The organism is Kitasatospora sp. NPDC056783 (assembly GCF_042789895.1).
In the GTDB taxonomy this organism is placed as follows: Bacteria; Actinomycetota; Actinomycetes; order Streptomycetales; family Streptomycetaceae; genus Kitasatospora.
In genome coordinates, this window is record NZ_JBHUAF010000356.1 from 1 (window position 1) to 9,090 (window position 9,090).

Below are 9,090 nucleotides of genomic sequence, written 5' to 3' on the forward strand. Positions count from 1 at the left end.
GCCCTCCGGTGGCAGCTGCCAGCGGAGGGCTTCCCGTGCTGTGCGTGGGTGCCGTCCCCGCCGTGTCGCTCAGGAGCGGACGAGACGGGCGATGGCCTGGTTGGCCTCGCGGATCTTGCCGTTCGCCTCCTGGCCGCCCTCGGCGATGGCGTCCCGGACGCAGCACTCGATGTGCTCGTCCAGGAGCTGAAGGGCGAAGGACTGGAGGGCGCGGCTGGCGGCGGATACCTGGGTCAGGACGTCGATGCAGTAGGTGTCCTGTTCGACCATGCGCTGGAGGCCACGGATCTGGCCCTCGACGCGGCGGAGCCGCTTGAGGAAGTCGTCCTTGTGGGAGCTGTAGCTGGCCATGGCCGTCTCCGGTTCCTGTGCGGTGAGGAGTGGTCTCACTCTACCGGGGCGCGTGAGGGGCGGAGCCGGCCCGGACGGGCGGGGGTGCCGCCCGCCCGGGCGAGGCTGCCGGTCAGCCCTCGACGCGGCCGATCAGGTCGTAGCCGGCCTCGTCGATGGCGGCGGCCACGTCGGAGTCGGCCAGTGCCCGGGTGCTGCCGACGGTGACCTGGCCGGTGGCGAGGTCCACGGCGACGTCGTCGACGCCGTCCAGCTTCTTCAGCTCGGCGGTCACCGAGCTGACGCAGTGGCCACAGGTCATGCCCTTGACCTGGAAGACCGAGGTCTGGGCGGACTCGGCGGCCGGGGCCGCGGCGGCGTTGGTGCCGCACGAGCCGCAGCAGGAGGAGGGGGCCTCGGTGGCGGCGGACTCGACGGTGACGGTGGTCTCGCTCATGGGTGTGCTCCTGTCGTGAGTGTCCGCACCGGCCGGGCTGCCCGGGCGGCTGTTTCACTTTGAACATACCATACCCCCCCAGGGTACTGAACCGGGTAGCCGGAACCCGGCCCCGGGCACTTCCGGAGGGCGGCCTCAGCCCGGTGTGGGCCCGCAGGTGAGCAGGTACGGGACCAGGGGCCCCAGGGCGATCAGCGTCACCGTCACCAGCCGGGCCACCGGCCGCAGTCGGGGCGCCGGCCGCAGCAGCCGGCGCATCCGCAGCAGGGTGCGCGCCCCGCCGCCGGCCGGCAGGGTGGCGGGGGAGGGGCGCAGCGAGCCCACCTCGCACATCGCCGCCGCGAGGTCCTCGGGCCGGCAGCCGCGGGCCGCCCGGTCGTCCGCCAGCATCTCCAGCAGCGGTGCGACCTGGGTGCGCAGGGCCCGCCCGAGCGGCAACCGGCGGAAGGCGTCGGCGAGTCCGGCGCCGAGCGCCAGCAGCAGGTGGTGGCGGCCGGCCAGGTGGGCCCGCTCGTGCCGGATCACCGCGCGCAGCTGACCGTCCGTCAGCCGGGCGACCGCCCCGCTGCTGATCACCACCGGCCCCCGGCGCAGGCAGTACGCGACCGGCGCCGGGTGGTCCAGCAGCACCGCGCCGAGCGCCGGGTCGGCCCGGCCGGCGAGGGCGAGCCGGTCCAGGTGCTCGGCCCGGTCGCGGCGGGCCCGGCGGGAGGCGGCGGCGATCCGGGCGAGCGGCCAGGCCGCGGCGAGCGCGACCGGCACCAGCACGGCCGGGCCCTCGGCTCCGGCGGGTGGCGCCCCCGGCTCGAACAGCGCCAGCAGACCGTGGGCGTGCGCCCGGGGCCCGGCGAGGGCCAAGTGGTAGGCCGTCAGCGCGACGGCCACGATGAAGGTCGCCGCGAGCCCGAACCAGGCGGCCAGCGCCAGGCCCGGCGCCCGCTGCGGCCAGTCCGCCCGGGCGAGCCGGCCCGGCAGCAGCACACCGGCCAGCGCCGCGTACAGCGCGAGGACGGAAGCCGCCAGGGCGGTCATTCGGCGCGCTCGGAGAGCAGTGCCTCCAGCGCGGCGCGCAGCGCCTGCCGCTCCTCGGGGGTGATCTGCTCGGCGAACGCGGCGAGGGCGGTGGAGCGGTCGGTGCTGGCGGTGAGGGCGTCGGCCATCAGCGCGGCGGTGTACTCCTCGCGGCTGCGCACGGTTTCGTACAGCCAGACCCGGCGGGCCTTGCGGCGGCGCAGATGGCCCTTGTGGTACAGGATCTCGGCCACCGTCATCACGGTGGTGTAGGCGATCGGGCGGCAGGTGTTGAGGTCGTCCACGAGTCTGCGGACGGTGGTCGGCTCGTCCCAGGACCAGAGTCGGTCCATGATCTCCGCCTCGAGCTCCCCCAAGCGCCGCATCTCCGGTGCCCCCTCGCCCTCGTCGCCCTCGCGTTCGATGATCCTCCGTCATGGTAGGCGGTGGGCCCGCCGAGGGGGAGGGGCGAGAACCGAAGGGGGGTGGGGTATCGGTAAAAGTCCGAGGCAAATACCTTGTCAACTCGGATGTGACATCAGGGCATTTCGGGATACCCCCTTGCCTTCGACCCCCGGTTCGGCCGCATCCTGGGCGCCATGACGACTCGTGAACCGGCCGCCGGCGCGGCCGCACCGGAGACCGCCCCCGAACTCGACCCCCGCACCCTGGTGGTGCACGCCGCCGCCCGGCACGCGGCCGACGGACGGGGCCGCACCGGCCCGCTGAGCGTGCCGATCCACCAGACCACCGGCTTCGCCTTCGACGACGCGGACGCCATCGCCGCCGCGATGGCCGGGCCGGACGGCGACTTCGTCTACACCCGGCGCGGCAACCCGACGGTCCGCGCGCTGGAGCGGTCGGTGGCCGCACTGGAGGGCGGCGCGGCGGCGATCGCCAGCTCCTCCGGGATGGGCGCGATGAGCGCCGTGCTGCTGTCGCTGCTGAAGCCGGGTGACCACGTGCTGGCCCAGAAGTGCCTGTACGGCGGCACCCATTCGGTGCTGACCGACCTCGGCCGCCGGTACGGCATCGAGACCAGTTACCTGGACGCCGAGCGCCCGGAGGAGATCGCCGAGGCCCGGCGGCCGACCAGCCGGCTGCTCCTGCTGGAGACCATCGCCAACCCGACCACCCGGGTCTGCGACCTGCCCGCGCTGCTCGCGGCCGGACGCGCGCACGGGCTGCTCGGCGTGGTGGACAACTCGCTGGCCTCGCCGATCCTGTGCCGCCCGATCGGGCACGGCGCGGACGTGGTGGTGCACTCCAGCACCAAGTACCTGGCCGGGCACAGCGACGTGCTCGGCGGGATCGCGGTCTTCGCGGACCGGGAACTGCACCGTACGGTCTGGACCCGCGCGGTCGAACTCGGCGCCACGCCGGACCCGTTCGCCGCCTGGCTGACCATCCGCGGGCTCCAGACGCTCGCGGTGCGGATGCGCCAGCACGGCGAGAACGCGGCGCTGCTGGCGCAGCGGCTGGCCGCGCACCCGGCGGTGGCGGAGGTGCGCTGGCCCGGCCTGGCCGGGCACCCCGACCGGGCCGTGGCGGACCGGCTGCTGGCCGGGTACGGCGGGATGCTCTCCTTCGACCTGGCCGGCGGCCGGGAGGCGGGCCGGCGGTTCATCGGCGCCGTCCGGCTGGCCCGGCTGGCGCTGTCGATCGGCGGCGTGGAGACCCTGGTGACCCACCCGGCCTCCACCTCGCACCGGGAACTGGGCGACACCCAGCTGAAGGAGGCCGGGATCGGTCCGGGCACGGTCCGGCTCTCGGTCGGGATCGAGGACGCCGGGGACCTCTGGCGCGACCTCGCCCAGGCCCTGTCCGGCCTGGTCTGACCAGGGCGCCCGCGGCCCTCCCGCCCGTGCGGACCACCCGCGTCCCCGGCGCGGGCCCGCGCCCCACGGGAGCCGATCCGCCTGCGGCGCCCGGCAGTTGTTCTGACATAGTCGCTTTTTTGGATTGACCAAATCATTGGTGGCTGCCTACCGTGAGGGGGTCTCGACAGCCCGCGCCGGGTCCGTGCGGACCGACCGCCTCCGGTGCCGACGGCAGGGGAAATCCGTGTACTACTTCGAGGACTTCAAGCCCGGCGACGTGTTCGAACTCGGCACCGTGACCGTGACCTTGGACGAGATCGTCGCGTTCGGGGAGCGCTACGACCCGCAGCCCTTCCACGTCGACCAGGACCGCGCGCAGGCCTCGCCGTACGGCGGGATCATCGCGAGCGGCTGGCAGACGGCGGGACTGTTCATGCGCTGTTACGTCGACGGGCTGCTCGCCGACAGCGCCTGCGTCGGCTCGCCCGGCGTGGACGAGATCCGCTACCACCAGCCGGTGCGGCCCGGCGACGTGCTGACCGCCCGGGTCCGGGTGGTCGGCGCCGCGCCCTCGCTCGGCCGGCCGACCACCGGGATCGTCCAGCCGAGATGCGAACTCGTCGACAGCGAGGGCCGGTTGGTCTTCAGCATGATCCTGCACAGCATCTTCGAACGCCGGCGGACCCGGACCGCCGTGCCGTTCTCGGTGGACCCGGTGCACCCGGGGCCCGTCGCGCCGCCCGTCACCGCGGCCTGACGCCCGCCCGCCCAGGCCTGACGCCCGCCCACCGAGCCCTGGAGCCGGCCCCCGCCCGCCGACCGTCAATCCGAAGGAGCCCCATCCCATGGAAGCAGTCTCGAAAACCGCCCAGTGGACGGCCGCCGCGCGAGCGCTGGAGTCCGAACGGCCGGACGCCGTCTTCGTCGACCCGTACGCCCGCACGGTCGCCGCCGACACCGGCTTCAAGCTGCTCGACCGCTACACGGGCGCCGGCACCGTGGAGTTCCTGGCGATCCGCACCGGCTACCTGGACCGCGCGATCGCCAAGGCGGTGGCCGACCGAGGCATCCGCCAGGTGGTGTTCGTGGCCGCCGGCATGGACACCCGCCCGTACCGCCTCGACTGCTGGGCCGATGACACCACCGTCTACGAACTCGACCGCCCCGCCCTGCTGTTGGCCAAGGACCAGCTGCTGGACAACTCCGAGCCGCCGAGCGGCGTCACCCGGCGGCCGGTGGCCGTCGACCTGGCGGGGGAGTGGACCGAACTGCTGCTGCTGGCCGGCTACCGCACCGACCGGCCCACCCTCTGGGTGGTCGAGGGCCTGAGCTTCTTCCTCACCGAGGACGACGTGCGCCGGCTGCTCGGCACCATCCGCGAGCTGTCCGCCGCCGGGACCGTCCTGCTCGGCGACTTCGCCAGCCGGATCTCGCTGATCAACCCGCTGGCCCGGCCGTTCCTGAACGCCCTCGCCGAGGACGGAGCGCCCTGGCGGTTCGGCACCGACGAGCCCGAGCAGTTCCTCGCCGAGTGCGGCTGGCAGGTCCGCGAGGTGCGCCAACCCGGCGAGGAAGGCGCCGAGTTCGGCCGCTGGCCGTACCGGGTGGTGCCCCGCGAGGTGCCGGGCGTGCCGCGCTCCTTCCTGTACACCGCCGACCCGGCCTGACCCGGCCCCGAGCCAGGAGGTACCCCCATGACCACCCCCTTCCGCGACCGGGTGATCGACGACGCCGCCGCGGCCGTCCGAGGCCTGACCGTCGCCCTCGGCGAGCGCCTCGGCCTGTACCGGGAACTGTCCGGCGCCGGCCCGCTCACCGCCAAGGAGTTCGCCGTCCGCACCGGCCTGGACGAGCGCTACGCCACCGAGTGGCTGCACGCCCAGACCAGCGCCGACTACCTGGAGCACGACGCCGGGCAGGACACCTTCCGGCTGCCCGAGGAGCACGCCGCCGTCCTCGCCGACGAGGACGACCCGGCCTACGTCGCCGCCTTCTTCACCGCCCTCAAGGCCCTCTACGCCACCGAGGACCAGCTGGTGCGCGCCTACCGCGAGGGCGGCGGCGTCGAGTGGTCCGACCACGACGACGCGCTGGACACCGGCATGGGCGCCTTCTTCCTGCCCGGCTACCGGGCGAACCTCGTCCGGCACTGGCTGCCCGCGCTGGACGGCGTCGCCGACCGGCTGCGGGCCGGCGGCAAGGTCGCCGACGTCGGCTGCGGGGTCGGCCACTCGACCCTGATCATGGCCGAGGCCTTCCCGGACGCCGAGTTCACCGGCTTCGACTACTCCGCCGCCGCCATCGAGCACGCCCGCGAACTGGCCCGCCGGGCCGGCCTCGCCGACCGGGTGCGCTTCGAGGTCGCCCCCGCCGACGCCTTCCCCGGCCGGGACTACGACCTGGTCAGCTACTTCAACGTGCTGCACGACCTGGGCCACCCCGTCCCGGCCGCCCGCTGGGCGCACCGGGCGCTGGCCGAGGACGGCGTCTGGATGATCGTCGAGCCCAACGCCCGCGCCGTGCTCGCCGACAACCGCAACCCGGCCGGACGGATGTTCATGAGCCTGTCCGCCGTGATGTGCCTGCCGGTGGCCGCCGCTCAGCAGGGCCCGCACGCGCTCGGCAACCACTCCGGCGAGCAGGCGCTGCGCGCCATCGCCGAGGAGGCCGGCTTCACCCGCTGGCGCCGCGCCGCCGAGACCGCCGTCAGCGCGGTCTACCAGGCGCGCCGCTGAGACCCGAGCCCAGAAGGAGGCCGCACCATGACCACCGTGCCCCGACCCGATGTCACCGACCGGTTCCGTGAACTCCTCGACCGGCTCACCGAGAAGGCCATCGAGGACTACTACAACCCGTACCAGCGCTTCGACTGGGCCGACCACCTGGACGAGGACCAGTGGTGGATGAGCCCCGAGCTGATCTCGGTGGCCGGCACCGCCCAGGCGGAGCGACTGGACGAGGCCACCCTCCAGCGGCTGTCCAAGTGGGAGAGCATCAACTTCTACAGCCTCAACGTGCACGGCATCCGCGAACTCCTGATGGAGGTGGTCAACCGGATCCACCAGCCGGGCTTCGAGGCCCCCTCGGACTTCTTCCACCACTTCATCGGCGAAGAGAACGAACACATGTGGTTCTTCGCCGAGTTCTGCCTGCGCTACGGCCGGAAGATCTACCGGCCGCCGGTGGTCGCCGCCCTCGGGCCCGCGCCGCTGTACGAGCCGGAGGTGGAGAACTTCCTGGTGTTCGCCCGCATCCTGTTCTTCGAGGAGATGGTCGACCACTACAACATGGCGATGGGGCAGGACGAGCGGCTCTGCCGCACCATCCGCCAGGTCAACGCGATCCACCACCAGGACGAGTCCCGGCACATCGCCTTCGGCCGCGAACTGGTATCCCACCTCTACGGGTTGATGCGCGAGCGGGTCGACGAGGACCGGCTGCGCGAGGTCGAGGCGTACCTCAAGCGGTACATCGTCTTCAGCGTCAACTCCTTCTACAACCCCGAGGTCTACCGCGATGCCGGGATCGCCGACCCGCTGGGCCTGCGCGCCGCCGTCCTGGCCGACCCGGCCCGGCGAGTCGCCGAGCGCCGGGTGATCCGCAAGCCGATGGCCTTCTTCCGCAAGATCGGCCTGTTCACCGACGACACCCTGCCGGTCGGCTGACGCCGGCCTCGATCCCCTCGCGGGGAGCACGATTCCACCCCGTCCGTCCCCGCTCACCCTTGTCCGTCTCCGTCCCTCCCCGTTCACCCCCGTCCGTCTCCGTCCACCCCTGTTCGTCTCCGTCCACCCCTGTTCGTCCCGACCACCGAGACCCCACGAGGTACCGATGAGTCCCACCGAAGCACCACCGCTCCGCGCGGCGGACCAGGGCGGCCTGTTCGCCCTCGGGCCCGAGGCCACCGCCCTGCTGCGCCTGCTGGACGACACCTTCGCCGGCTGGGGCGTCCAGGCCGGGGCCGCGCCGCTCACCATGCCCGCGCTGCTGCCCGCCGCCGACCTGGCCCGGCTCGACTACTTCGACAACTTCCCGCACCAGGCGATCCTCGCCAGCCCGCTCGACCTCGACCGGCGGGCCGAGCACCCCTTCGACCCCGCCACCGGGTCCTTCCCCCGGCAGGCCCTGGAGCCCGGCGCGCTCGCCCTGCCGTCCGCCGCCTGCTACGCGGTCTACCTGGACCACGCGGGCACCGAGGTCGCCGACGGCACCCTGGTCACCGTGGTCGGCCGGTGCTTCCGCAAGGAGACCGAGTACCACGACCTGCGCCGCGTCCTCGGCTTCCACATGCGCGAGGTGATCGCCCTCGGCTCGCGCGAGCACGCCGAGGCCCACCTGGCCGCCTTCACCGAGCGGATCACCGCCTTCGCCGAGGCGCTCGACCTGCCGCTGGGCAAGGAGGTCGCCACCGACCCGTTCTACGACCGCGGCGGCACCCGCCTGCTGCTCCAGCAACTCTCGCCGGTCAAGTGGGAGTTCCTGTACGACGGCCTGGCCATCGCCTCCGTCAACGTGCACCGCAACTTCTTCGGCGAGCGCTGCGGCATCACCGTGGCCGGCACCGGCGAAGCCGCCTTCACCAGTTGCGCCGCCTTCGGGCTGGAGCGCTGGCTCTCCGCCCTGACCCGCCGGCACGGCAGCTGGGAGGCGGCCACCGCCGCCGTCGAGCAGGCCGCCCGGCAGGCCGGTAGGGCGGTCTGAGATGACCGCCGCCGCGGAGCCCGGGCCCCCCGCCGGCTGGGCGAACCTCGGCATGGACATCGTCTCGGCCGGGCGGGTCCGCGAGCTGATCGGCGAGCACGGCGAGCCCTTCCTCGCCCGGCTGCTCACCGAGGGCGAGCTCGCCGACTGCCGGACGGCCGACGGCATCAACGTCCTCGCCGTGTGCGGCCGGATCGCGGCCAAGGAGGCCGCGTTCAAGACCCTGCGGGTCGCCGACAGCATCCTGCCCTGGCTCGACATCGAAGTCCGCAAGGCGCCCGGTGGCTGGCCGCTGATCGAACTGCACGGCCGCGCCGCCCGGTTGGCCGCCGACGCCGGCATCAGCGGGATCACCGTCAGCATCAGCCACGACGTCGACTACGCCGTCGCGGTCGGCGCGCCGATCCCGGTCGCCTGAGCCCCGTCCAGCCCTTCCAGCCGCTTTCCCCCACCTCACCCCCACCCCCACCCCCACCCGCACGACGACAACGACGACAAAGGAGTACGACCGTGTCCGACACCCTGCAGCCGATCAAGGCCTGGATCCTCAAGCGCCACCCCGAGCGGACCGACATCGCCCCCGACCTCGACCTGATCGAGAACCGGCTGATCGACTCGCTGTCCTTCGTGGAGTTCGTCTTCCTGCTGGAGCAGGTCAGCGGCCGGAAGATCGACATGACCGCGCTGGAGGTCGACCACCTGCGCACGCTGCGCGTCATCGAGGAGCGCTTCCTCAGCACGGCCGTCCGCTGACGACCCGCCCCTCAGGGC

The 9,090-nt window shown here is 73.3% G+C and carries 12 protein-coding genes; 8 read left to right on the forward strand and 4 right to left on the reverse strand.

From position 1 onward, the window contains the following. Positions 1–69: 69 nt before the first annotated feature. From ACFRMQ_RS33145 to ACFRMQ_RS33160, 4 genes are all read right to left on the reverse strand, one after another. On the reverse strand, positions 70–351 hold the full coding sequence (locus ACFRMQ_RS33145) for a metal-sensitive transcriptional regulator (protein ID WP_380698260.1): 282 nt from the start codon (positions 349–351) through the stop codon (positions 70–72). A gap of 112 nt (positions 352–463) precedes the next feature. Further along, positions 464–787: a heavy-metal-associated domain-containing protein gene (locus ACFRMQ_RS33150; protein WP_380734451.1), complete on the reverse strand. Its 324-nt coding sequence runs from the start codon at positions 785–787 to the stop codon at positions 464–466. Between the two features lie 135 nt (positions 788–922). Beyond that, on the reverse strand, positions 923–1,819 hold the full coding sequence (locus ACFRMQ_RS33155; RefSeq protein ID WP_380734452.1) for a M56 family metallopeptidase: 897 nt from the start codon (positions 1,817–1,819) through the stop codon (positions 923–925). Continuing rightward, complete coding sequence (locus tag ACFRMQ_RS33160; protein ID WP_380734453.1) at positions 1,816–2,184, reverse strand: BlaI/MecI/CopY family transcriptional regulator; 369 nt, start codon at positions 2,182–2,184, stop codon at positions 1,816–1,818. Before ACFRMQ_RS33160 ends, ACFRMQ_RS33155 begins: the two co-directional genes overlap by 4 nt. Before the next feature lie 213 nt (positions 2,185–2,397). Between ACFRMQ_RS33160 and ACFRMQ_RS33165 the strand changes: the two genes are divergently transcribed. The 8 genes from ACFRMQ_RS33165 (at position 2,398) to ACFRMQ_RS33200 (ending at position 9,072) form a co-directional block, all read left to right on the forward strand. Then, the gene (locus ACFRMQ_RS33165) at positions 2,398–3,636 is read left to right on the forward strand and encodes a trans-sulfuration enzyme family protein (protein ID WP_380734455.1); all 1,239 of its coding nucleotides are present in this window, start codon (positions 2,398–2,400) and stop codon (positions 3,634–3,636) included. 226 nt (positions 3,637–3,862) lie between these two features. Next, on the forward strand, positions 3,863–4,375 hold the full coding sequence (locus ACFRMQ_RS33170) for a MaoC family dehydratase (RefSeq protein WP_380734456.1): 513 nt from the start codon (positions 3,863–3,865) through the stop codon (positions 4,373–4,375). An 88-nt stretch (positions 4,376–4,463) separates the two neighbouring features. Further along, positions 4,464–5,285, forward strand: coding sequence for a class I SAM-dependent methyltransferase (locus ACFRMQ_RS33175; RefSeq protein WP_380734457.1), 822 nt, complete (start codon positions 4,464–4,466; stop codon positions 5,283–5,285). A 27-nt stretch (positions 5,286–5,312) separates the two neighbouring features. Further along, a complete protein-coding gene (locus ACFRMQ_RS33180; RefSeq protein WP_380734458.1) occupies positions 5,313–6,353 on the forward strand; it encodes a class I SAM-dependent methyltransferase in 1,041 nt (346 codons plus the stop codon). A 27-nt stretch (positions 6,354–6,380) separates the two neighbouring features. Beyond that, complete coding sequence (locus ACFRMQ_RS33185) at positions 6,381–7,283, forward strand: diiron oxygenase (protein WP_380734459.1); 903 nt, start codon at positions 6,381–6,383, stop codon at positions 7,281–7,283. A 166-nt stretch (positions 7,284–7,449) separates the two neighbouring features. Further along, positions 7,450–8,319 (forward strand): hypothetical protein, encoded by an 870-nt coding sequence (locus tag ACFRMQ_RS33190; RefSeq protein WP_380734460.1) that lies wholly within the window; start codon positions 7,450–7,452, stop codon positions 8,317–8,319. Between the two features lies 1 nt (position 8,320). After that, positions 8,321–8,737 carry a holo-ACP synthase gene (gene acpS / locus ACFRMQ_RS33195; RefSeq protein WP_380734461.1) on the forward strand — a complete coding sequence of 139 codons (417 nt, stop codon included), beginning with the start codon at positions 8,321–8,323 and terminating at the stop codon, positions 8,735–8,737. Between the two features lie 92 nt (positions 8,738–8,829). After that, complete coding sequence (locus ACFRMQ_RS33200; protein WP_380734462.1) at positions 8,830–9,072, forward strand: acyl carrier protein; 243 nt, start codon at positions 8,830–8,832, stop codon at positions 9,070–9,072. Positions 9,073–9,090: the final 18 nt, after the last annotated feature.

Excerpts from the sequence above, each read along its gene's own strand:
- ACFRMQ_RS33145 (WP_380698260.1), bottom strand. The coding sequence starts at position 351 with ATGGCCAGCTACAGCTCCCACAAGGACGACTTCCTCAAGCGGCTCCGC.
- ACFRMQ_RS33150 (WP_380734451.1), bottom strand. The coding sequence starts at position 787 with ATGAGCGAGACCACCGTCACCGTCGAGTCCGCCGCCACCGAGGCCCCC.
- ACFRMQ_RS33155 (WP_380734452.1), bottom strand. The coding sequence starts at position 1,819 with ATGACCGCCCTGGCGGCTTCCGTCCTCGCGCTGTACGCGGCGCTGGCC.
- ACFRMQ_RS33160 (WP_380734453.1), bottom strand. The coding sequence starts at position 2,184 with ATGCGGCGCTTGGGGGAGCTCGAGGCGGAGATCATGGACCGACTCTGG.
- ACFRMQ_RS33165 (WP_380734455.1), top strand. The coding sequence starts at position 2,398 with ATGACGACTCGTGAACCGGCCGCCGGCGCGGCCGCACCGGAGACCGCC.
- ACFRMQ_RS33175 (WP_380734457.1), top strand. The coding sequence starts at position 4,464 with ATGGAAGCAGTCTCGAAAACCGCCCAGTGGACGGCCGCCGCGCGAGCG.
- ACFRMQ_RS33180 (WP_380734458.1), top strand. The coding sequence starts at position 5,313 with ATGACCACCCCCTTCCGCGACCGGGTGATCGACGACGCCGCCGCGGCC.
- ACFRMQ_RS33185 (WP_380734459.1), top strand. The coding sequence starts at position 6,381 with ATGACCACCGTGCCCCGACCCGATGTCACCGACCGGTTCCGTGAACTC.
- ACFRMQ_RS33190 (WP_380734460.1), top strand. The coding sequence starts at position 7,450 with ATGAGTCCCACCGAAGCACCACCGCTCCGCGCGGCGGACCAGGGCGGC.
- acpS (WP_380734461.1), top strand. The coding sequence starts at position 8,321 with ATGACCGCCGCCGCGGAGCCCGGGCCCCCCGCCGGCTGGGCGAACCTC.